This is a genomic window from Streptomyces sp. NPDC058045 (assembly GCF_042885635.1).
In the GTDB taxonomy this organism is placed as follows: Bacteria; Actinomycetota; Actinomycetes; order Streptomycetales; family Streptomycetaceae; genus Streptomyces.
Genome location: NZ_JBHVRR010000011.1, coordinates 91,649 through 113,767, shown reverse-complemented (window position 1 = coordinate 113,767; position 22,119 = coordinate 91,649). Strand labels below are relative to the sequence as shown.

Annotated in this window: 19 protein-coding genes, 1 pseudogene and 1 riboswitch; of the genes and pseudogenes, 6 read left to right on the top strand and 14 right to left on the bottom strand. The window is 73.2% G+C overall.

Annotated elements, in window-relative coordinates; translation table 11 throughout:
- Positions 1 to 79: 79 nt before the first annotated feature.
- Positions 80 to 643: a dihydrofolate reductase family protein gene (locus tag ACFVST_RS09935; protein ID WP_390148681.1), complete on the bottom strand. Its 564-nt coding sequence runs from the start codon at positions 641 to 643 to the stop codon at positions 80 to 82.
- A gap of 154 nt (positions 644 to 797) precedes the next feature.
- Positions 798 to 1,202: a DUF1992 domain-containing protein gene (locus ACFVST_RS09930; protein WP_390148679.1), complete on the bottom strand. Its 405-nt coding sequence runs from the start codon at positions 1,200 to 1,202 to the stop codon at positions 798 to 800.
- 142 nt (positions 1,203 to 1,344) lie between these two features.
- Here ACFVST_RS09930 and ACFVST_RS09925 point away from each other — a divergent pair, with 142 nt between their 5' ends.
- A complete protein-coding gene (locus tag ACFVST_RS09925) occupies positions 1,345 to 1,737 on the top strand; it encodes a hypothetical protein (RefSeq protein WP_390148677.1) in 393 nt (130 codons plus the stop codon).
- Positions 1,738 to 1,792: 55 nt separating this feature from the next.
- Here the strand turns inward: ACFVST_RS09925 and proP are convergent, their stop codons facing one another.
- Entirely contained in the window at positions 1,793 to 3,184 is a 1,392-nt protein-coding gene (gene proP / locus ACFVST_RS09920) for a glycine betaine/L-proline transporter ProP (protein WP_390148675.1), read from the bottom strand.
- 403 nt (positions 3,185 to 3,587) lie between these two features.
- Between proP and ACFVST_RS09915 the strand changes: the two genes are divergently transcribed.
- Entirely contained in the window at positions 3,588 to 5,765 is a 2,178-nt protein-coding gene (locus ACFVST_RS09915; protein WP_390148673.1) for a bifunctional glycosyltransferase 87/phosphatase PAP2 family protein, read from the top strand.
- Positions 5,766 to 5,831: 66 nt separating this feature from the next.
- Here ACFVST_RS09915 and ACFVST_RS09910 read toward each other — a convergent pair whose 3' ends face one another.
- The 6 genes from ACFVST_RS09910 to ACFVST_RS09885 all read right to left on the bottom strand — a co-directional run bounded on the left by ACFVST_RS09910 (position 5,832) and on the right by ACFVST_RS09885 (position 12,410).
- Complete coding sequence (locus ACFVST_RS09910) at positions 5,832 to 6,797, bottom strand: ECF transporter S component (RefSeq protein ID WP_390148671.1); 966 nt, start codon at positions 6,795 to 6,797, stop codon at positions 5,832 to 5,834.
- On the bottom strand, positions 6,794 to 8,446 hold the full coding sequence (locus tag ACFVST_RS09905; protein ID WP_390148669.1) for an ABC transporter ATP-binding protein: 1,653 nt from the start codon (positions 8,444 to 8,446) through the stop codon (positions 6,794 to 6,796). The genes ACFVST_RS09910 and ACFVST_RS09905 overlap by 4 nt, the downstream gene beginning before the upstream one ends.
- Positions 8,443 to 9,612, bottom strand: a complete 1,170-nt coding sequence (locus tag ACFVST_RS09900) for a CbiQ family ECF transporter T component (RefSeq protein ID WP_390148667.1) — start codon at positions 9,610 to 9,612, stop codon at positions 8,443 to 8,445. Before ACFVST_RS09900 ends, ACFVST_RS09905 begins: the two co-directional genes overlap by 4 nt.
- Before the next feature lie 14 nt (positions 9,613 to 9,626).
- On the bottom strand, positions 9,627 to 10,295 hold the full coding sequence (locus ACFVST_RS09895; protein WP_390148665.1) for an SCO2322 family protein: 669 nt from the start codon (positions 10,293 to 10,295) through the stop codon (positions 9,627 to 9,629).
- Positions 10,292 to 11,542: a hypothetical protein gene (locus ACFVST_RS09890; protein WP_390148771.1), complete on the bottom strand. Its 1,251-nt coding sequence runs from the start codon at positions 11,540 to 11,542 to the stop codon at positions 10,292 to 10,294. The genes ACFVST_RS09895 and ACFVST_RS09890 overlap by 4 nt, the downstream gene beginning before the upstream one ends.
- 135 nt (positions 11,543 to 11,677) lie before the next feature.
- Positions 11,678 to 11,756: riboswitch (cobalamin riboswitch) on the bottom strand.
- 24 nt (positions 11,757 to 11,780) lie between these two features.
- On the bottom strand, positions 11,781 to 12,410 hold the full coding sequence (locus ACFVST_RS09885; protein WP_390148664.1) for a TetR family transcriptional regulator: 630 nt from the start codon (positions 12,408 to 12,410) through the stop codon (positions 11,781 to 11,783).
- A gap of 303 nt (positions 12,411 to 12,713) precedes the next feature.
- Here ACFVST_RS09885 and ACFVST_RS09880 point away from each other — a divergent pair, with 303 nt between their 5' ends.
- The 3 genes from ACFVST_RS09880 to ACFVST_RS09870 are packed head-to-tail and all read left to right on the top strand — an operon-like array spanning position 12,714 to position 15,984.
- The gene (locus tag ACFVST_RS09880; protein WP_390148662.1) at positions 12,714 to 14,141 is read left to right on the top strand and encodes a glycosyltransferase family 4 protein; all 1,428 of its coding nucleotides are present in this window, start codon (positions 12,714 to 12,716) and stop codon (positions 14,139 to 14,141) included.
- Positions 14,135 to 14,896, top strand: a complete 762-nt coding sequence (locus ACFVST_RS09875) for a methyltransferase domain-containing protein (protein ID WP_390148661.1) — start codon at positions 14,135 to 14,137, stop codon at positions 14,894 to 14,896. The genes ACFVST_RS09880 and ACFVST_RS09875 overlap by 7 nt, the downstream gene beginning before the upstream one ends.
- Positions 14,893 to 15,984, top strand: coding sequence for a prenyltransferase/squalene oxidase repeat-containing protein (locus ACFVST_RS09870; RefSeq protein WP_390148659.1), 1,092 nt, complete (start codon positions 14,893 to 14,895; stop codon positions 15,982 to 15,984). The genes ACFVST_RS09875 and ACFVST_RS09870 overlap by 4 nt, the downstream gene beginning before the upstream one ends.
- 73 nt (positions 15,985 to 16,057) lie before the next feature.
- Here ACFVST_RS09870 and ACFVST_RS09865 read toward each other — a convergent pair whose 3' ends face one another.
- The 4 genes from ACFVST_RS09865 to ACFVST_RS09850 form a co-directional block, all read right to left on the bottom strand.
- Positions 16,058 to 16,837 (bottom strand): hypothetical protein, encoded by a 780-nt coding sequence (locus ACFVST_RS09865; RefSeq protein WP_390148657.1) that lies wholly within the window; start codon positions 16,835 to 16,837, stop codon positions 16,058 to 16,060.
- Positions 16,838 to 17,171: 334 nt separating this feature from the next.
- On the bottom strand, positions 17,172 to 18,200 hold the full coding sequence (locus tag ACFVST_RS09860) for an N-acetylmuramoyl-L-alanine amidase (RefSeq protein WP_390148656.1): 1,029 nt from the start codon (positions 18,198 to 18,200) through the stop codon (positions 17,172 to 17,174).
- 49 nt (positions 18,201 to 18,249) lie between these two features.
- Positions 18,250 to 18,933, bottom strand: coding sequence for a class I SAM-dependent methyltransferase (locus ACFVST_RS09855; protein WP_390148654.1), 684 nt, complete (start codon positions 18,931 to 18,933; stop codon positions 18,250 to 18,252).
- Between the two features lie 57 nt (positions 18,934 to 18,990).
- Positions 18,991 to 20,532 carry an MFS transporter gene (locus ACFVST_RS09850; protein WP_390148652.1) on the bottom strand — a complete coding sequence of 514 codons (1,542 nt, stop codon included), beginning with the start codon at positions 20,530 to 20,532 and terminating at the stop codon, positions 18,991 to 18,993.
- A 343-nt stretch (positions 20,533 to 20,875) separates the two neighbouring features.
- Between ACFVST_RS09850 and ACFVST_RS09845 the strand changes: the two are divergent.
- Positions 20,876 to 21,385, top strand: a pseudogene (locus tag ACFVST_RS09845) (MFS transporter); the annotation flags it as partial.
- Positions 21,386 to 21,452: 67 nt separating this feature from the next.
- On the opposite strand, the gene ACFVST_RS09840 reads toward ACFVST_RS09845, so the two are convergent.
- Entirely contained in the window at positions 21,453 to 22,094 is a 642-nt protein-coding gene (locus tag ACFVST_RS09840; protein ID WP_390148650.1) for a response regulator, read from the bottom strand.
- Positions 22,095 to 22,119: the final 25 nt, after the last annotated feature.

Below are 22,119 nucleotides of genomic sequence, written 5' to 3'. Positions count from 1 at the left end.
GGACCGGAAGCAAGAAGAGACACCCGAAAGGGGAACGCATGTACGAGTGTTGACGCCGGGGGGAGGGGAGCGCGGGGCGTCAGGCCGCCTCGTCCCGGAGCCGCACCGTCAGGTGGACGGTGCCGGAGTCGCCGCTCAGCAGGCTCGCGTCCCAGACGACGTACTCCTCGCCGAGCCGGGAGAAGAGGCGGGTGCCGGAGCCGAGCACTTCGGGGGCGATGTGCAACCGCAGTTCGTCCAACAGGTCGTCCAGGACGGCCTGTTGGACGGTGCCGGTGCCGGCGGCCAGCACCATGTCGCGGAATCCCGCCGCGCTGCGGGCCTGACGCACCGCCTCGACCAGCCCGTTCGGGACGAAATGAAAAATCGTGCCGGACGGCGTGACGAATGGGCGTCTGGGTGTGTCGAAGAGAACGAAGACAGGTTGGTGGAGAGCGTCGCCGGTCCCGGTGCCGCCGGAAGCAGCAGGAGGAGTGAGGGAGATGTCGATGAGCGGGGAGCTTTCCGCGGTCCAGGTCCGGAACACATCCTGGTCGACGATCACAGCGCCGGTCCTGGCGAAGGCCTCGTCGGTGGGGGAGGGATGGGCGCCGGTCACATACCCGTCGAGTGAGATCGTGACATCGGCGGTCAACTGTCCCATGGCGCCTGTCCCCTCGGGGCTGTCGGACGAGGTCGAAAGCGGAGATGGAGCACGCTGGTCCAGGTGCTGCCGAAGTGACTCTAAGGGCGGGCGGTCGGCACGGTCACGCCCGGCCTTGACATCACGCTCGCCCTGCACGGTGGGTGCACGCCCGTCAGGAGGGATGCCGGGCCCGCCACTCGCGGGCGACCTCCTCCACGTCATAAGGCTTCTTCCCGAGCGGAGGTCCGGGCGGCGGCTTCAACATGACCTCGGTGATACGGACGTTGATCTCGGTGGTGATCCTGCGGGCCGCCGTCTCGGAAGGCGCCGCATACGCGGCCTCCAAGGCGTCTTCGGCCTCCTTGCGGAGGGCGAGTGTGGGCGGCAGTACGGAAAGGCCCTCGCGCGCCATCTTCTGCTTCACCCACCACAGTTCGTCATAGGCCGTGTCGTGTCCGCCGGGCAGTGGCTTGCCCGCGCCCGGAAGGCGGGAGAAGTCCTCGCGTTCCTCGGCGTCCCGGATCTGCTGGTCGACCCAGGACTCAAAGCTGACCCCGGGTGGCTTGCGCTCCGTCATGCTCCCATTGTCACAGAGCCGCCCTGAGGGTGTGGTCTGCATCACGGGAATGATCTCGGGGGCGGATGTCGACCTATCATGCGGCGGCGTGTGAACCGGCCTAGGTGTATGGGCCCGGGGCCGGCGAATCTAAGGAGCACTCGTGCTGGAACTCACCATGGCCACTGTCTCGGCGGCCGATTCGGGGGCGACTGCGGGTATGCAGATGGCCGAGGCGCCCAGTGCGCCGGGGGCGCAGTTGTGTGTGGGGCGCGATCGCGCGGCTTGCCGGCTGGTCACCCCGGACGACTGGCTCTTCGTCTCCCGTACCCACCTGGACTTCCGCTGCGGGCAGGACGGGATGTGGACGGTGACCTGGCTGCGCGGGTCGCTGCCCGAGCCCTCCTCCGAAGTGCGGGTGGTCGCGGGCGGTACCGAGCAGGCCGTGCCGTACGGAGGTGCGTGGGCCATTCCGGTGGGCGGCTCGGGCGAGGTCGTCATCCATGATCTGTCGGCGCCCCGCAGCGTCAACGTCGGCTTCTACCACGAGGTTTGAGCCCTGGCCCGAGCCGCCCGCCCACTTGCCACCCGGCCGTCGGGGGAGACGTCTCCTAGCGGGTGGGCTCCACCGACGGCGCTGAGCCGGGGAGGGGGCGGCCGGCGGATTCCGTCATGAACCAGACGGCGATGCCGCCCACCACGGCCGCCGCCATCATGTAGTACGCGGGCATCATCATGTTGCCCGTGGCGCCGATCAGGGCGGTCACCACCAGCGGGGTGGTGCCGCCGAAGAGCGATACCGAGACGTTGAAGCCGATGGAGAGGGATCCGTAACGCACCCGGGTGGGGAAGAGCGCGGGCAGCGCGGACGGCATGGTGGAGGTGAAGCAGACCAGGAGCAGTCCGAGGCCGCCCAGTCCGAGGCCGATGGGGAGCAGGCCGCCCTGCCGGATCAGCAGCAGCGCCGGCACCGACAACGCGAGGAAGCCCAGACAGCCCGCGGCGATCAGGGGGCGGCGGCCCACCCGGTCGCTCAGTGCACCGGCGAACGGCTGCACCACCATCATCAGCGCCATCACCACGAGGATGACGAGCAGCCCATGCGTCTCGTCGTAGTGAAGTTCGCTGGTGAGATAGCTCGGCATATAGGAGAGCAGCATGTAGTCGGTGACGTTGAAGACCATGACCAGGCCCACGCAGAGCAGCAGCGCCCTCCACTGGCCGGTGATCATCTCGCGCAGCCGGACCTTGGGCCGGGACGTCTCTGCCTTCTCGGCTTTCTCGGCTTTCTTCGTCTCGGCGGTGAAGGCGGGGGTCTCCTCCAGGCGCATCCGCAGATAGAGGCCGACGATGCCCATGGGGCCGGCGACCAGGAAGGGGATGCGCCAGCCCCAGGACAGCAGGTCGTCCGTGGAAAGCAGGGCGGTCATCAGGGTGACCAGTCCGGCGCCGCTGATATAGCCGGCCAGGGTGCCGAACTCCAGCCAGCTACCGAGGAATCCGCGCCGCCGGTCCGGTGCGTACTCGGCGATGAAGGTGGCGGCTCCGGCGTACTCGCCGCCGGTGGAGAAGCCCTGCACCAGGCGGGCGCCCAGCAGCAGGGCCGGTGCGCCGATGCCGATCGTCGTATAGGAGGGGATGAGGCCGATGGCGAAGGTGCCCGCCGCCATCATGATCATGGTGATGGCGAGGATCTTCTGCCGGCCGACGCGGTCTCCGAGCGGGCCGAAGACGATGCCGCCCAGGGGCCGCACCAGGAAGGCGGCGGCGAAGGCGCCGAAGGTGGACAGCAATTGGACCGTGGCGCTGCCGGACGGGAAGAACACCTTGCCGAGGGTGACTGCGATGTAGCTGTAGACACCGAAGTCGAACCACTCCATCGCATTGCCGAGCGCTGCCGCCTTGACCGCGCGCCGTACCAGGGCGGGGTCGGTGGCGGTGGCTTTCGGCGCGGAGTTCCGTCCGGGGGTCGGTTCCGCAGGGGGCTGGTGTGCGATGGGCATGGCGCTCGCCAAGGTTCTGCTCGCCTGCTTTCGGTGGACGACAAGGATCAAGGCCGCCCAAAGCGGGCGGCCCTTTTTCGACAATACGGTCAGAGGGAGGCGTAGCGGACGGTGTCCGAGCGGCGGCGTAAGGTGTCCGAATGCCGTGTATGCAGGGCAAACGCTCGCGTCGGCACTGTCGATCGAGATGGTGTTTTGTGATCTAAGTCGCGTGCCGAGGCGGAACCGCGGACCCTGGCGAAAGTCATCTCAGCGAAAGGGATGCAGCCGTCAGGTGACGCCGGGGTGACCGCGTCTTTCTTCCGGGAGAGTGCGGCCCCATAGAGTCTGCACTGCATCGGCACGCGCCCGACCGGTACCAGCCGGGCGCGAGGGACGAATGGGGCGGGAGGGCCGACGGGGCGTGGCGAACGTGGATCACGGCAGACCTGGGCAAGTCCTGGGAGCAGGGGCGGCACAGGCACGGTTCGCGGCCGTCCGCGCCGGGCTGTGGGTGGTCGCGGCGGCCCTCGCGGTACGGCAGGTCGCGGTGGTGGTGCGGCAGCCCCCCGGTGAACGGCTGACCGACCTGGAGACCTGGATCGGGCCGCAGGGCGTTCTGCATGTACCGGGTTCGCTGTACGACGCCGACCAGTTCACCGGCACACCGTTCGCGGGGCTGGTGCTCCGGCCGTTGTCCCGGCCCGCCGAGAACGCCCTGGGCTACGGCTGGACGCTCGGCACGCTGCTGCTGGTCGTGGTGCTGGGGGTGGTCGTGGCGCGTGCGCTGCCCGGTCCGGTCTCACGGCGGACGGCGCTGCTCGCCCCGCCGGCCGCGGTGAGCCTGCTGATGCTGTCGCTGCCCGTGCGCAACACCCTGCATCTGGGGCAGATCAGCATCCTGCCCGTTCTGCTGGTGCTGCTCGGGGTGTTCGCGGTGCGGGGGGAGCGGGCCGCCGGGGTGCTGGTGGGGCTGGCCGCCGCGTTCCAGCCCGCGGTGCTGCTCTTCGCTCCGCTGCTGTGGCTCACCGACCGGCGGCGGGCCGCGGTCTCCACCGGTGCCACCTTCGCGGTGTGCACCGCGGCCGCCTGGGCCGCGATGCCGCACGACTCATGGACGTACTGGGCGCACCACATCGGGGGCGCCGGGCTGGGGCTGAATCCTTCGGGGCTGGCCAATCAGTCGTTGCATGGTGCGCTGCTGCGGTCCGGGCTGACCGGGGTGCCCGAGGTGGCGGTGTTCCTGGTGCTCGCCGCGGCCGTCGCGGTGCTGGGGCTGCGGCGAGCGGTGCGCTATGCGCACGATGGGCAGTTGCTGCTGGCGGTCGCCATCACCGGTTGTGTGGTGGTCGCCATCTCTCCGACGGCCTGGCAGCACCAGTTGCTGTGGGTGCTGCTCGCGGTGGTCGGCCGGGTCGGTAAGCGGGCCCGGGACCGCCTGGTGTGGCCGGTCGCCGTCGTCCTGGTGATGACGCTGCCCGCGAAGATGCTGCTGCCGAACATGCAGGTGCTGTTCCCCCTGCGGGACAACATCGTGCTGCTGGCGGCGCTCGCCGCGGCCTGCGCGGTGCCGTTCCTGCCGCGCAGTTCACCGCACTTCAGCACCCCGATCCCGACCGAGCACGCGGAGCCGGCGCCCGCGCGCTGGCGCCGGGTGCCGCTGCTGCCGGTGTGGCGGCGCGTCCTCAGCCGCCCCAATCTGCTGCTGGAGCTGCTGCTGATCCGGGTCTGCTACGCCGTGTACTCGCATGTACGGCTGGTGGCGGCGGGCAGTCGGTCGACGGCGGAGCATCACGGCGACCAGATCCTCGCGCTGGAGCGGGTGCTCTTCCTCGACATCGAGCACTGGGCCAACCACGCCGTGGTCAAGGTGAGTTGGCTCCAGGACTTCTTCGACTTCTACTACGAGTCGTTCCACTTCTTCGTCCCGCTCGGGGTCCTCGGGGTGCTGTATGTGCGGCGGCCCACGGACTTCCGCTGGGTGCGTTCGGCGCTGGGCTTCGCCACGGTGCTCGCCCTGGTCGGGTTCTGGCTCTATCCGCTGGCGCCGCCGCGGCTGATGCCGGGCCTCGGCATCATCGACACCGTCCACGGTGTGCAGGACTTCAGCAAGCCTGACTACGGCACGCTGACCTCGGTCACCAACCAGTACGCGGCGATGCCCTCGCTGCACTTCGGCTGGTCGCTGTGGTGCGGGGTGGTGATCGCCATGCTGGCGCCGCGCTGGTGGATGAAGGCGCTGGGGCTGCTGCATCCGCTGTTCACGGTCTCCGCGATCATCGCCACCGGCAATCACTGGGTGCTGGACGCGGTCGGCGGGGCCGCGGTGGTCTTCGCCGGTTTCGGGCTGACGTATCTGCTGGCCGGTCCGCGGGTCACGGCCGGAGCGGGGGTGATCCGCGCGGCGGGTGGTATCGAACCGGCTGCGGAACCACATACGGCGGCGCCGGAGTCACGGTCAACGGCTGGGGCCGGCCCCCCCAAGGTCAAGGCGAAGGTCAAGCCCGAGGTCTCGGCCAAGGCGACGGAGCCCGATGACGGGGGCGACGGGGATGCCGGGAGTGAAGGGGGCGAGGCGCGGGCCGGGGCTCAGCCGGTATAGCGGTCGCCCCTCAACTCCGGGGCGCCGCCGCCCCGTTGGCGTAACGGTGACCGGCCGCCGAGCCGGTCACCGGGTGCCGCCCTCCACCACGCTCCCGCCTTCCACCGGGTCGTCCGCCGCCTCCCCGAAGTTCACCGGGGCTTCGAAGGCGGCGTGGCGGGTGGCTCGGCGGAGGGCCTTCAGTACGGCGGGGCCGAGGAAGGTGGTCAGGGCGACGGTGACGGCGGCGCGGCCCAGGTCCCAGCCGAGGGAGGTGGCGAGGCAGTAGGCGAGGAAGCGGAGCAGGTTGCCGCTGAGGGGGGCGTCGGGGTCGTAGGCGATTCCGGAGGCGAGGGTGTTCATGAAGGGCCAGCCGGACAGGTTCATCACGGTGCCGTAGGCGAGGGCGGCCAGGCAGCCGTAGCCGGCGAGCAGTGCCACCTCGGCTCGGCCGCGCAGCCTTCGGGCGCCCGGCAGCAGGCCGGCGCCCATGGTGAACCAGCCCATGGCGAGCATCTGGAACGGTAGCCAGGGCCCCACCCCGCCGGTGAGGAGCGCCGAGGCGAACATCGTCACCGAGCCCAGTACGAAGCCGAAGCCGGGGCCCAGTACGCGGCCGCTGAGCACCATCAGGAAGAACATCGGTTCCAGGCCGGCGGTGCCCGCGCCGAGTGGGCGCAGGGCGGCGCCCGCCGCGGCCAGTACGCCCAGCATGGCGACCGCTTTCGCGCCGAGGCCCGACTCGGCGATGGTCGCCGCCACCACCGCGACCAGCAGGATCAGCAGGGCCGCGAAGAGCCAGGGCGCGTCCTGGGCGTGGGCGCTGATCCCGGCGCCCGGCCCGGCCAGCAGTGGCCAGCCGAAACCGGCCACACCCACCGCGCTGACCAGCAGCAGCGCCGCCACCGACCGTGGCCCCAACCGCACCGCACGCACCCGGCCGGATGCCGCGCCACCCTGCCCACCCGCCACCGCGGAGCCGGACGCGGAGTCCGACGCGGAGCCGGCACGACCACCCGCATCCGCCGACGGCCGCGTTCCCCGGCCCGTCATGAGAGCGCGTCCGCGACCTGGGTGACGGTCAGCCAGGGGGCCGGGGCGAGGATTTTCGCGACCTGGGGGGCGTAGGCGGGGGAGGCGGTGACGACCTCGGCGGTGGGGCCGTCCGCGACGATCTCGCCCTCGGCGAGGATCACCACCCGGTCCGCGGTCTCGGCGGCCAACTCCACGTCATGGGTGGCGAGTACGGTGGCCAGGCCCGCGGCGGCGCGGTCCCGGAGGACGGTGACCAGGCGGGCCTTGGCGGCGTAGTCCAGGCCGCGGGTGGGTTCGTCGAGCAGCAGCAGCGGGGGCTCCGCGGCCAGCACCACACAGAGGGCGAGGGCGAGCCGCTGCCCCTCGGAGAGGTCGCGGGGGTGGACGGAGTCGCCGATGCCGGGCAGGAGCCGGTCGAGGAGGGTGCGGCAGGTGCCGGCGGGTGCGTCCGCGTCCCGGTCGGCGGCGGCGCACTCGGCGGCGACGGTGTCGGCGTAGAGCAGGTCGCGTGGTTCCTGGGGGACGAGGCCGACGCGGCGGACCAGTTCGCGGGGGGTGGTGCGGTGCGGGGTGGCGCCGCCGACCGTGACGCTGCCGGTGGTGGGGGCCAGCAGGCCGACCAGGGTGGCGAGCAGGGTGGACTTGCCGGCGCCGTTGCGGCCCATCAGGGCGAGGGTCTCACCGGGGGAGACGGTCGACTCGACCTGGCGCAGCGCCTCCACCCGCCCGTGGCGCACGCCGAGTCCCGTGGTTCTGGCCACCGGTTCGGGTCCGGGAGCGGTGGTGCGGTGCAGCAGGGTGCGGCGGCGGGGAGCCGGGGCGGGCGGCGCGGCGGAGGCTGCCGGGGTGCGGTCGGCGAGGCGGTCCCGTAGCGGGCCGGCGCGGCGGCGGGCGTCGCGGACCGTCAGCGGCAGCGGTTCCCAGCCCGCGAGCCGGCCCAGGCCCACCACCGGCGGGTGGACGGGCGAGTGGGCCATGGCGGCGGCCGGGCTCTCCAGCCGGGCGGGCGCGCCGGGCGCGGGCATCAGCAGTACCTGGTCCGCGTAGTGCACCACGCGCTCCAGCCGGTGTTCGGCCATCAGCACGGTGGTGCCGAGGTCGTGGACGAGGCGTTGGAGGACGGCGAGTACCTCTTCGGCGGCGGCCGGGTCGAGGGCGGAGGTCGGCTCGTCCAGGACGAGGACCGAGGGGTGCGGGGTGAGGACGGAGCCGATGGCGACGCGCTGGCGCTGCCCGCCGGAGAGGGTGGCGATGGGGCGGTCCCGCAGGGTGGTGAGGCCGAGCAGGTCGAGGGTCTCCTCGACGCGGCGCCGCATCACATCCGGTGGCAGGCCCAACGACTCCATGCCGTAGGCGAGTTCGTCCTCGACGGTGTCGGTGACGAAGTGGGCGAGGGGGTCCTGGCCCACGGTGCCGACCACATCGGCGAGTTCGCGGGGCTTGTGGGTGCGGGTGTCGCGGCCGGCGACGGTGACCCGGCCGGTGAGGGTGCCGCCGGTGAAGTGCGGTACCAGGCCGCTGACGGTGCCCAGCAGGGTCGACTTGCCGACTCCGGACGGGCCGACCACCAGCACCAACTCGCCTTCGGGGACGGTCAGGTCGACGCCCGCGACGGTGGGGTGCGGCTCGTCCTGGTAGCGGACGGACACCTCCTCGAATCCGATCACGGGGCGTTCTCCTTCGAGCGGTTCGAGCGGTTCGAGCGGGACGGCGAGGGCGACGGGGAGCGCGGCGGGGCCGGGGCGGCGAGCGCCGGGAGCAGGCCGATCAGCAGGGCCGCCGCGGGCCACAGCGGCAGGCCGGGCGCGGTCAGCGGCACCACCCCGGGCCGCAGGGCCGCCGGATCCACCGCGGCCGCGGTGACGGTGAGCGCCGCGACGGCGGCCCCGGACCCGGCGACCAGCCAGGCCCGCACCCCCCAGGCGTCGGGCCGGTAGCGGGTGCGCACCGCGCGCCGCCCGCCGAGCCCGAGACCGGCCAGCGCGGCCGCGACCCCGGCGAGCAGCACCCACAGCCCGTATCCGGCGCCCTCCGCGGAGAGCAGGCCGTAGGTCCCGGCGCAGACCCCGAGCAGTCCGCCGAGGGTGAGGGCGGTGGTGGTGCGGCGTACCGCGGGGGAGACGGTGGCGGTGCGGCCGTAGCCGCGGGCGTCCATGGCGGCGGCCAGTGCCACCGACCGTTCCAGGGCGCCCTCCAGGACGGGCAGGCCCACCTGGAGCAGGCCGCGGAGCCCCCGGTCGGGCCGGCCGCGCAGTCGGCGCGCGGCCCGCAGCCGCTGCACATCGGCGATGAGGTGCGGGGCGAAGGTGAGGGCGACGACGACGGCGACGCCCGCCTCGTAGAGGGCGCCGGGCAGTGACTTCAGCAGCCGGGTCGGGCTGGCGAGTGCGTTGGCGGCGCCCACGCAGACCAGCAGGGTGGCCAGTTTCATCCCGTCGTAGAGGGCGAAGAGGAGGCCCTCGGCGGTGACGCGGCCGCCGAGGCGGATGCCCTGCGCCCAGTCGGGGAGCGGGAGTTCGGGCAGGGTGAGCAGGGTGTGGCTGCCGGGGATGGGGGAGCCGAGGACGACGGCGAAGACCAGCCGGATACCGAGGACGGCCAGCGCCAGCTTGAGGAACGCCCCGTAGGAGCGGGCCCAGGGGGCGTCGGTGCGGCGGGCGGCCACCACATATCCGGCCACCGCCACCAGCAGTGCCAGCAGTAGCGGGTTGGTGGTGCGGGAGGCGGCGGTGGCCAGGCCGAGTGCCCACACCCACCAGGCGCCGGGGTGCAGTGCGGTGCTCCGGCGGGCTTCCGGGGCGCTCAGGGCGGTGGTGCGGGGGCGGGTCGGCATGGTGGGCGGCCCGGTCAGCGGTGGCGCCGGCGGGCCTGCCAGATGGCGGCCCCGCCGAGTACGGCCACCGCGGCGATCCCGGCGATCAGCCCGGCGGACGGGATGTGGCCGTCCTGGGTGGCGGGTCGCGGGCCGGCGGTGGGCGCGGCGGTGTCGCCCTTGCCGCTGCCGGAGACCTGCTCGCCGCAACCGGTCTGCGGATAGCCGGAGATGGCGCAGAGCAGGGCGGTGCTGTTGTACCGCAGCGGTTTGGCGACGGCGGCGAGCGCTTCGGCGCTGCTGGCGTCGGGCGCGACCCGGGCGCAGGCGGTACGCCGGGCGGGCGGCCGCTCGTCGCCGGGGGCGTCCTGCCGGGTGCCGAAGTCCAGGACCAGCGCGACGCGTTTGCGTCCGGACTCGGCGGGGGTGCCGTGGCAGATCTCGGTGAAGTCGTGCCCACCGCGGGGGGTGACGGCGTGTGCGGAGTCCGCGCTGACGGCGAAGCGGAAGCCGCGTACCGCGCCGTCCTCGGGCCGCTCGACGGAGGGGCCCTGGGTGGCGTAGACCCAACTGCCGTGGTCCCACTGCCAGAAGGACCAGTAGCGGTAGCCGGTGGCGGCCCCGGCGGGCAGGGCCGCCGTGAGCGCCAGCAGCAGGCCGAGGAGCGCGGCGAGCGGTACGGCGGCGGGACGGGCCCGCGTCATGCGCCGGTCCGCCGCTTGCGGGCGGCCAGGAACCCGCCACCGGCGGCGGCGAGGACGACCACGGCGGCACCGGAGATCCACCAGACCGCGGAGTTGTTGCCGTCGTCCTTCTTGTCCGTGGTGCTGTCGGAGGAGGACGCCTTCGACTCGGGCGCGGGGCCGGTGGCGTTGAGGCCGGCGACCAGGTCGGTGGAGCCGAAGTGGCGGGGGTCGGTGCCGGTGGCGTGGGCGGCGAAGACGAGCTGCGCCCAGGCGGCCGGACCGGCCTGCGCGGCCCACTCCTTGCCGTGCCGCTTCAGGTACTTCAGGGGTGCGGCGGCGTCCTCGGTGCGGCCGGCGGCGGCGAGGGCGACGACGGCGTCCGCGGTGTTGCCGTAGTCCGGCTGGTCCTTGGCGCCGGGCATGGCGGAGATCAGATAGGGCTGCTCGGCGAACTGCCGGTGCAGATAGGCGGCGCCGTTGACGGCGGCCTGCCGTGCGTCCTTCGGCTTGCCGCACTCGGTGCTCCCGGAGGGCGGCTTGCCGGGTGCGGTGGCCTGGCCGCGTCCCAGGCTGCCGAGGACACCGGCGGCGGTGGCGTCCGCGTTGGCGGTGAGCTTGCCGGTCTTGGCGTCGGCGAGGCCGAAGGCGCCGTCCTTGGCGCAGGGCATCGCCAGCTTCACCAGTGCTTCGCCGGGGGTGCGGAAGACCTTGGGGTTCTTCCAGTCGGCCGCGTTGCCGCCGGTGGAGCCGGCCGCGGATATGGCGCCGACGACGATGCCGGTGGAGTTGGCGTCGCTGGGCAGGCCCGGGGTGAAGCCCCAGCCGCCGTCCTTGTTGGTGACGGCGGTGAGCCAGGACAGCGCCCGGTCGATCTGCTTCTTGTGGGTGTCCTTGCCGAGCGCGGCCAGGGCCTGTACGGCGGCTGCGGTGGAGTTGCTGTCGACCTGGGTCTTCTTGTCGCAGGGCTGCTCGGGGTGCGGCCGGTAGGGGGCGAACCCACCGTTCCCGCACTGCTGCCCCAGCAGCCAGTCCACCCCCGCCTTCGCGGGCGTCACCCCGGCGGTGCGCTGGGCGAGCAGCGCGTACGACTGGCGGAACACCCCGTCGTAGGTGGGGTCGCCGGTGCCGTAGAGGCCGGCGGGGAGTTCGGGCGCGGGGGACGGTGAGGACGCCGGGGCCGCGCCGGCGGCGACTGCGGCCGGTGCGGCGCCGGTGGCGAGTACGGCTGCGGCGGCGAGCACGGCGGCGCTGCGGCGGAGGTTGATGGTCGGCAAGGTGCCTCTCCCTGCTGGGGGCCGGGCGCACGGGCACACAGCGGGGCACCGGGCGGCTCCGGCTCCGTATGCCTCGACGGTGCCGGCCACCGGGGGTCCGGTGGCGCGAGCCGGTCACTTCCGACGGGGCATTCCGGCTCACCGGGCACCGGGTGGTGCGCGGATGACGGCTGCGGGTCAGCGCCGGATTCGCACCGGCTTCCCCCCGTCGGACGTGAGGACGACCCGGTCACTCTACCGGCCGGTCTCCGCCCGGCCCCGGGCCGCCCGGTTCCAGCAGCCGGCAGGCGGTCTCCAGGTCCGTTCTGACCTGCTCGATGGTGGCGCGGCCGGAGGCCCAGGCGATCAGCGTGGAGTACCAGGTGTGCTCGATGACGCGGACCGCGGAGCGCTGTGCGGGCGTCGGCCGGGTGATCCCGGCGGGTGCCAGCACGATGGCGGTGGTGAGCCGCAGCACCTGCTCGACCTCGGTGGAGACGGACCGGTCGGCGAAGTGCAGGGCGCGCAACATGGCGTCGGCGAGCCGCGGTTCGCGCCGCAGGGCGCGGAAGGTCCGCATCAGGGTCTCGGTGACGCGCTCACCGGCGGTCTCGCCGGCGGGCGGGCGGTGGCGGACCGTCTCCCGCAGCGTGTCCAGCCTCGCCACCATGATCGCCACCAGCAGATGCACCTTGGAGGGGAAGTAGCGGTAGAGGGTGCCGAGGGCGACGCCGGACCGTTCGGCGACCTCCCGCATCTGCACCGCCTCATAGCCGCCGTCGGCGGCGAGCGCGGTACCGGCGGCGAGGATCGCCTCGCGCCGCGCGGCCTGGCGCCGGGTCAGCGGCGCCGCGCCCTCCGTCCGCGCTCGGGCTGTCATGGATCCTCCGCTGTCGTCGGGTACCGGCCGGGGTGGCGCGAATCACCCCTGATGGCCGGATGTAACGGTGCTACCAGCCGGTAGATTCGGGGACCGGCGATCACGCCCTCGGGTCGGAACGGGAGCGGCGGACCGGGAAGATGGCCGACAAGTCTGAAACTTGTTCTAGATTATGGCCCACACGTAGGCTCGCGTGGAAGTGCGTCGCAGATCCGTACCGAGCAGGCAGGCCCGGTGGCCGCGAGACCCGTACCGATCCCAGATCCGTGAGACCGATCCAGATCCGTGAGAAAGGGCCCAGGAGTGACCGCTGAGGCCATGGAGGCAGGTCCTCGTGCGTCCGCAGGTCCGGGGCCCGAGCCCCGGCGCACCGCCGCCGACGGCGGCCCCGCCCTGCGCGTCGCCCTCCTCACCTACAAGGGCAATCCGTACTGCGGCGGGCAGGGCGTCTACGTCCGCCACCTCTCCCGCGAACTCGCCCGCCTCGGCCACCGGGTGGAGGTCATCGGCGCCCAGCCCTACCCCGTCCTCGACCGGCCGGACGGCGATGGAACGGGCACCGGCCCCGTCCTCACCGAGCTGCCCAGCCTCGACCTGTACCGCAGCCCCGACCCCTTCCGCACCCCCGCCCGCGAGGAGTTCCGCGACTGGGTGGACGCGCTGGAGGTGGCCACCATGTGGACCGGCGGCTTCCCCGAACCGCTCACCTTCTCGCTGCGCGCCCGCCGCCATCTCCGGTCCCGCCGGGGCGAGTTCGACGTGGTCCACGACAACCAGACCCTCGGCTACGGCCTCCTCGGCGACCTCGGCGCCCCCCTGGTCACCACCATCCACCACCCCATCACCGTCGACCGCCGCCTCGAACTCCACGCCGCCGAGAACGCCAAGCGCCGCCTCTCGGTGCGCCGTTGGTACGCCTTCACCCGGATGCAGAAGCGGGTCGCCCGCAGACTGCCGTCCGTGCTCACCGTCTCCGGCACCTCACGCGAGGAGATAGTGCGGGACCTCGGGGTGCCGCCCGGCCGGGTCAGCGTGGTCCACATCGGTGCCGACACCGGCCTCTTCTCCCCGGACCCGTCCGTCGCCGAGGTGCCCGGCCGGATCGTCACCACCTCCAGCGCCGACGTCCCGCTCAAGGGCCTGGTGCACCTCGTCGAAGCCCTCGCCAAGGTCCGCACCTCGCACCCCGGGGCGCACCTGGTGGTCGTCGGCAAGCGCGCCGAGGACGGCCCCGTCGCGCAGGCCATCGAACGCCACGGCCTCGGCGACGCCGTCCGCTTCGTCAAGGGCATCTCCGACGAGGAGCTGGTCGACCTCATCCGCAGCGCCCAAGTGGCCTGCGTCCCCTCCCTGTACGAGGGTTTCTCGCTGCCCGCCGCCGAGGCCATGGCGACCGGCACCCCGCTGCTCGCCACCACCGGCGGCGCCATCCCCGAGGTCGCCGGCCGCGACGGCGAGACCTGCCTCGCGGTGCCGCCCGGCGACTCCGACGCCCTCGCCGTCCGCCTCACCACCCTGCTGGCCGAGCCGGAGCTGCGGGCCCGCCTCGGCGACGCCGGACGCACCCGCGTCCTCACCCACTTCACCTGGGCACGCGCCGCCCAGGGCACCGCCGACCTGTACCGCGAGGCCATCGACCGCGCCGGTGGCAGAGGCGGCCGTTCCACCGCACACCCGAGTGGCCGCGGCGCGGCCACCGGACCGTCTCTGGGGGCCAACCACCCATGCTGACCGTCGACTTCACCCGCTTCCCGCTCGCCGCCGGCGACCGCGTACTCGACCTGGGCTGCGGGGCCGGCCGGCACGCCTTCGAGTGCTACCGGCGCGGCGCGCGGGTCGTCGCCCTGGACCGGAACGCGGCGGAGATCCGCGAGGTCGCCACCTGGTTCGCCGCGATGAAGGAGGCCGGTGAGGCCCCCGAGGGCGCCACCGCCACCGCCATGGAGGGCGACGCGCTCGCCCTGCCCTTCCCCGACGAGTCCTTCGACGTGGTCATCATCTCCGAGGTGATGGAGCACATCCCCGACGACAAGGGCGTACTCGCCGAGATGGTGCGGGTCCTGCGCCCCGGCGGCCGGATCGCCGTCACCGTGCCCCGCTACGGCCCGGAGAAGGTCTGCTGGGCACTGAGCGACGCCTACCACGAGGTGGAGGGCGGCCATATCCGCATCTACCGCGCCGACGAACTCCTCGGCCGGATGCGCGAAGCGGGTCTCAAGCCCTACGGCACCCACCACGCCCACGCCCTGCACGCCCCCTACTGGTGGCTCAAGTGCGCCTTCGGCGTGGACAACGACAAGGCGCTGCCGGTGCGCGCCTACCACCAACTGCTGGTGTGGGACATCATGAAGAAGCCCCTCGCCACCCGCCTCGCCGAGCGGCTCCTCAACCCGGTCGTCGGCAAGAGCTTCGTCGCCTACGCCACCAAACCGCGTCCGCCCGCCGGCGGCCCCGACCCGGTCGGCCGTGCCGGGGCCGAGGCGTGAGAGAGCCCGAACGCACCGAGCGCCTCGTCCTGCCCGGTGTACTCACCGCGGAGCAGGCCGCCGCCACCGTCCGCGGCATCCTCGCGGTGCAGCGCCCCGACGGCGCCATCCCCTGGTTCCGCGGCCACCACCTCGACCCCTGGGACCACACCGAGGCCGCCATGGCCCTGAACGCGGCCGGCGAGCACCAGGCCGCGGACCGCGCCTACACCTGGCTCGCCCGCCACCAGAACGAGGACGGCTCCTGGTACGCCGCCTACCAGGACGGCGACCCGCGGCAGGTCACCGACCGTGGCCGGGAGACCAACTTCTGCGCCTACCTCGCCGTCGGCGTCTGGCACCACTACCTCGCCACCGGCGACGAGCACTTCCTGGACCGGATGTGGCCCGCGGTACGCGCCGCCGTCGGCTTCGTCCTGGCGCTCCAGCAGCCCGGCGGCGAGATCGGCTGGCGGCGCGAGGACGACGGCACCCCCGCCACCGACGCGCTGCTCACCGGCTCCTCCTCGGTGCACCACTCGCTGCGCTGCGCCCTCGCCCTCGCCGAGCACCGCGAAGAGCCGCAGCCCGACTGGGAGTTGGCCCTCGGCGCACTGCGGCACGCGATCCGCCACCACCCCGAGCGGTTCCTGGACAAGAGCCGCTACTCGATGGACTGGTACTACCCGGTGCTCGGCGGCGCCCTCACCGGCGACGAGGCCCGGGACCGTATCGAGGCCGGCTGGGACCGCTTCGTGGTGCCGGGGCTCGGGGTGCGGTGCGTGGTGCCCAACCCGTGGGTCACCGGCGGCGAGTCCGCCGAACTCGCCCTGGCCCTCTGGTCGGTGGGCCAGTCCGACCGCGCCCTCGCCGTCCTCACCTCCATCGGCCATCTCCGCGACCCGGACTCCGGCCTCTACTGGACCGGATACGTCTACCAGGACCGGGCCGTCTGGCCGGAGGAGCTCACCACCTGGACCGCCGGCTCCGTGCTGCTGGCGGTGGCCGCACTCGGCGGCGACGAGGCGACCTGCGCGGTCTTCGACGGCGAGCGGCTGCCCCGCGGTGTGGACCCGGCCTGCTGCGCCGACCCGGCCCCCGGCCGCTGACCCGGCTCCCCCTACAGGCCGAGGCCCCCGCTCCCTGTCTGGGAACGGGGGCCTCGGGCGGGCCGGTTGAGGCTCAGCCGCGCTGGATGTTCGAGGTGTCCTGGAGCACGCCGCGCCGGCCGTCCTGCGTCTGCGCCACCAGGCCCGGACCCCGCTGCTCCACCGCCAGGTACCAGGTGCCCGGCGCCAGTTGGGCGATCTCGGTGGAGGAACCGTCCTCCGCGTACAGCGGCCGCTGCACCGGGACCGCGAACCAGAACGGGGAGAAGTCCCCCGCGGGGGCGCCCTGTTGGGCCTGCTGCGCCTGCGGCTGACCACCGAAGGACGGCTGGCCGGGCTGCGGCTGGCCGCCGAACGGGGGCTGCTGCCCGCCCGGGTAGCCGTAGCCGCCCTGCGGCGGCTGGCCACCGTACGGCTGGGGGCCGCCCTGCGGGCCGGGGGCCGCGGTCAGGGGGGCCTGGAGGGCCGGCACCAGCGGGGTGGCAACGGCGGCACCCGCGAGGGCGAGCGCGGCGATCAGGCCGAGGACGAGGCCGGCGCCCGCGTCGGTGGGGAAGTCGATGGTCCACCAGAGCAGGACCCAGGCCACGACGACCGTGGACGCCACACCGAGCGAGCCCAGGTCCTGGCCGAGCACCTTGCGCTGCGGCATCCCGCGGCTGATGACGACCAGTGCGCCGCCGACCACGCCGATCATGTAGGTACCGAGGCCGAGGCCCAGATCGTCCCAGGAGTTCTGGGAGTTGCAGTAGCTGCCACGGCAGCCGGCCGTGTCGAGGAACGAGGCGATGAACAGCAACACCGCTGCCACGATCACCACGCCGTCGCCTCGACTGAGGGAGCGGATATTCACTTCAGGTCCTTCGTCGGTCTTCTCGGGTCGGTCGCTGGTGGGCGTCGCTGTCGCTCATGGACCGCGGGCGTCCATGGTTCGCGGAGCACAGGGATCTTGGTGGGATCGTGGTGCCCGCGGACGCGAAGCGCGGGGGTGGCCCCCCATCGTAGGGGCGACACTATCGTCACCCGGCTGGGGGTGTCTGCCGGCCACCGGCACCCAATGCCCCCTATGGGGTCCTTCGCCGCATACGTGTACGGCCCGCCCCCGTACGCCCGCGGGGGCGGATACGCATCTGTTACTGGTTCGTGTCCCGGCGGTCGGAGCGCGGCCGCGGTGGAGCGGGGCGTGCTCACTTCGTCAGGAAGCCCTCGATGCCGGAGGCCAGACCGCGGGCCGCCTTCTGCCGCCAGTCGCCGCTGGTGAGCAGTGCCGCGTCCTTCGCGTCCCGCATGTTGCCGCACTCCACGAACACCTTCGGTACCCGCGAGAGGTTGAGCCCGCCGAGGTCGCGGCGGACGTCCAGACCGGTGCCGCCACCGATGTAGTTGGACGGCGCGCTGCCCGTGAACTGCACGAACTTCCCCACGATCCGCTCGCCCAACTCCTTGGAGGGGCCGGCGATGGCACGGGTGTCGGCCGCCCCCGCGTGCAGTGCGGCGGGGAGGATCACATGGAAGCCGCGGTTGCCGGTGCCGGAGCCGTCGGCGTGCACCGAGACCACGGCGTCGGCGTGCGCCTTGTTGCCGATCTCCGCGCGCTCGTCCACACACGGCCCCCAGGAGCGGTCGCCGTTCTGGGTGAACTTCACGGTGGCGCCTTCATGGTGGAGCAGCTTCTCCAGCCGCCGTGCCACATCCAGGGTGAACTTGGCTTCCGGGTAACCGGAGTTGGTGGAGGTGCCGGTGGTGTCGCACTCCTTGCGTTCGGTGCCGATGGACACCTGGCGGGCGATCTCCGCGGTGTGCCGGGAGTTGCCCAAGTTGTGGCCGGGATCGATCACCACGACCTTGCCCCGCAGCGGCCCATGCCCCGCGGGCGCCGGAACGGTCCCGCCCTTGCCCTTGTCCGTCTCTTTCGCTCCCCCCTTGTCCTTGCCCCCGTCATCTCCCTTGTCCCCCTTGTCCTTGCCCTTGTCCGCGCCGCTTTCGCCGGCGGACGGGGCGGGGGACTCGGGGGAGGGAGGGGAGGAGGCTGAGGGGGAGGCGGAGCCCGCGGCGGCGTCGGAGGCGTCCTCGCCGGGGCCGCCCATCACCAGCCAGACGATGCCCCCGGCCAGCGCTGCGGGCACCAGCGTGGCCGCGGCCACGGCCATCGGCCCATGGCGGCGGGAACGGCGCGGCGGACTCTCGGGCTCGAATTCCGGACCTGCGTACGACACGAGGGCGACTCTAACGGGTGGCCCGCACTCCCCGCCGCCGTACCACCACTCAGCCGGCGGGGGCGGTACGCCGCAGCACGCGCAGGGAGTCCGTCGCCGACTCCTCGGTGAACTCGCCCGATTCCAGCGCCCGTCGGAAGATCCGGTACGGCGCCTGTCCGCCGTCCGCCGGGTCCGGGAACACATCGTGGATCACCAGCAGCCCGCCGACCGTGAGATGCGGGGCCCAGCCCTGGTAGTCGCCGGTGGCGTGCTCCTCGGTGTGACCGCCGTCGATGAAGACCAGCCCGAGGGGGGTGCCCCAGATCCGGGCCACCTGCGGGGAGCGGCCCACCACGGCGATCACCCGGCCCTCCAGGCCCGCCCGGTGCAGGGTGCGGCGGAACGCGGGCAGGGTGTCCATCAGCCCGACCTCCGGATCCACCGTCTCCGGGTCGTGGTACTCCCAGCCGGGCTGCTGCTCCTCGCTGCCGCGGTGGTGGTCCACCGTCACCGCGCTCAGCCCGGCCGCCCGCGCCGCGTCCGCCAGCAGGATCGTGGACCGGCCGCAGTAGGTGCCGACCTCCAGCAGCGGCAGGCCGAGCGCGGTCGCGCGTACCGCCGCCGCGTGGAGCGCCAGGCCCTCCCGCAGCGGCATGAAGCCCTTGGCGGTCTCGAACGCCGCCAGCACCTCGGGCCCCGGCCCGGCCCCGGTCGCGGCTTCGGCCCGCGGGGTCCTCGCGTCAGCGGTCATCGGCTCCGTCTTCCTCCGGCTGGTCACTCCCGTACCGCCTGGTCGGACGGCACCCGCTTATGCTGCCGCATCCTGTGGGCGACCCGGCACCAGGGCGGGCGGCTCGTCCTCGCCGGTGGCGCGGAGCCGGTGGTCGGTGACCGGTTTGCGGGGTGGGAGGAAGAGGGCGAGCAGGAGGCCGCCGGCCACGGCCGCGGTGGCGATCAGGAAGGAGATCCGGAATCCGTGCATGGTCGGCACCGCGAGACCGCCGGAGACATGCGCGGTCTTGGCCAGCACCATGCCGATGACGGCACTGGAGACGGAGGTGCCGATGGACCGCATCAGGGTGTTGAGGCCGGTCGCCGCACCCGTCTCGGAGGCGTCCACGGCACCGATGATCAGCGCGGGCAGCGCGGAGTAGGCCAGTCCGATGCCCGCGCCGACGACCACCGAGATGACGACGGTGCCCGCCACCGAACCCATCAGCCCCAGGCCCGCCCCGTAGCCGACGGCGATCACCAGCAGGCCGATGATCAGCGAGACCTTGGGGCCGTGGCGGGCGGAGAGCCGGGCGTAGAGCGGGGCGGTGAGCATCATGGCCAGGCCGAGCGGAGCCACGCAGAGGCCCGCGACCACCATCGACCGGCCGAGGCCGTAGCCGGTGGCGGTGGGCAGTTGGAGGAGCTGCGGCAGCACCAGGGAGATGGCGTAGAAGGCGACGCCCAGCATGATCGAGGCGAGGTTGGTCAGCAGTACCACGCGGCGGGCGGTGGTGCGCAGGTCCACCAGCGGCGCCGGGCTCCGCAGTTCCATCACGCCCCACAGCACCAGCACCACCAGCGCCGCGCCGAACAGGCCGAGGACCGCGGGTGAACTCCAGCCCCAGTCGGCGCCCTTGGTGACGGGGAGCAGCAGCAGGATCAGCCCGGCGGACAGCCCGACCGCGCCCGGTAGATCGAAGCGCCCCCGGGCCCGCACCCGGGACTCCGGCACCGTCAGCAGCGTCAGCGCGATGGAGAGGGTGCCGAGGGCGGCGGAGGTGAAGAACAGGGCGTGCCAGTCGAGGTGTTGGGCGACCAGCGCGGCCGCGGGCAGCGCCAGCCCGCCGCCGACGCCGATCGAGGAACTCATCAGTGCCATCGCCGAACCGAGGCGCTCGCGGGGCAGCTCGTCCCGCATCAGGCCGATGCCGAGCGGGATGGCGCCCATGGCGAAGCCCTGGAGGGCCCGGCCCGCGATCATCACCACCAGATCGCCGGTGAAGCCGCAGATCAGCGAGCCGGCCACCATCACCGCGAGGCTCGTCAGCAGCATCCGGCGCTTGCCGTGGAGGTCGCCGAGGCGGCCCATGATCGGGGTGGAGACGGCACCGGCGAGCAGGGTCGAGGTCATCACCCAGGTCGCGTTGCCCGGGGAGGTGTGCAGCAGGACGGGCAGGTCCTTGATGACCGGGACGAGCAGGGTCTGCATCACCGCGACGACGATCCCGGCGAACGCGAGCACCGGTACCAGGGCGCCGGCGCCGTGTGCCTTCTCCGGGTCGTCGGGGAGGGCGGACACCGGGACGGCGGCCGGGGTGGCCGCCGTCCCGGTGTGCCGGTCGGTGGACTGCCTCATACGTACTGCCTCCGGGCAGGGTCTGCGGGGGAGCGCGCGGGTGCGCGGCTCGGTGGTGGGGCTCGGCCGGTGGGCTCGCGGGCGGGGCGGTCCGATGTGCGGAGGCCGGCCCGTGCTCCGGCGGCCGGGAGCGGCGGCGCTGCCGACCCGGTACGGACAGCACCAACTCCCCGGCCTGCCCCCGTATTCCGAAGCCCGTCGTACGAAACGGAACTTGACCTGATCGTTAACGTGCGTGCCGGCGGCTGAGGTAAAGCGGAACTTTCCGGACAAGTCCTACGACGGGGGATGTGGATGGGCCGGGACGAAAGCCGATGCAAGGGGCGCAGCCGGGTTGAGAGTCTTCATGACGCTCTACGCGCAGAACGTCCCCGGCTACACCCCGTTCGGCGGCGGACTCGCCCTGGTCCCCAGCTCGTTGAGCGTGGTCGCCGGATCGAAGCTGGCGCCGCGGCTGATGCGCCGGTTCGGTGCGCGGGCCGTCGCCACCGGCGGCACCGCGCTCGCCGCGGCCGGTTTCGCCTGGCAGCCCACCATGGACGCGCACGGCCACGTACTGACCTCGATCGTGCTGCCCGGTGTGCTGATGATGCTCGGCGCCGGACTGTCCGGCACCCCGCTCGCCTCCCTCGCCACCTCCGGCGCGGCCCCCGGCGACGCGGGCCTGGTCTCCGGCCTGATCAACACCTCCCCCACCCTCGGCGTCGCCCTCGGCCTCGCCGTACTGTCCACCGCGGCCGCCGCCCGTACCGGGGGCGGCACCGGCCCCGAGGCGCTGACCGCCGGATACGCCCTGGCGTTCCGGTGCGGCGCGGCGATACTCACCGGGGGTGTGCTGCTGATGGCGCTGTGAATGCCGCGCACCCCCGCCCCGCGGACCGGAAGGGTGCCGAACTGCCCTGAGACGTAAGGGAGTCGGGTCAGATCCAGCCCTGGCGGCGGGCCGCGCGCAGGGCCTCCAGCCGGTTGCGGGTGCGGGTCTTGCCGATGGCGGCGGACAGGTAGTTGCGCACCGTCGACTCCGAGAGGTGCAGCCCGGCCGCGATATCGGCGACGGTGGCCCCGTCCGCGGACGCCGACAGCACCTCGCCCTCACGCGGCGTCAGCGGACTCGGCCCCGCACTGAGCGCCGCCGCCGCCAGCGCCGGATCGATCACCGTCTCACCGGCCAGCACCCGCCGTACCGAGGCGGCCAGTTCCTCCACCGGCCGGTCCTTCACCAGGAAACCGGCCGCGCCCGCCTCCATGGCCCGCCGCAGATAGCCGGGCCTCCCGAAGGTGGTGAGGATCAGCACCCGGCATCCCGGGCACCGCTCACGCAGCCGGTCGGCCGCGTCCAGGCCGCTGATGCCCGGGAGTTCGATGTCGAGCAGCGCCACATCCGGACGGGACTCCAGCGCCGCCGGCACGATCGCGTCACCCGCGGATACCTGGGCGACGACCTCGATGTCGTCCTCCATACCGAGCAGCAGGGCCAGGGCGCTGCGCATCATGCCCTGGTCCTCGGCGAGCAGGACCCGGATGTTCGTCGCTGGCCGCTGCGAGCGGGGCTTCTCGTCCACCGCCCCAGGGTAAGCGGGCGGCCCG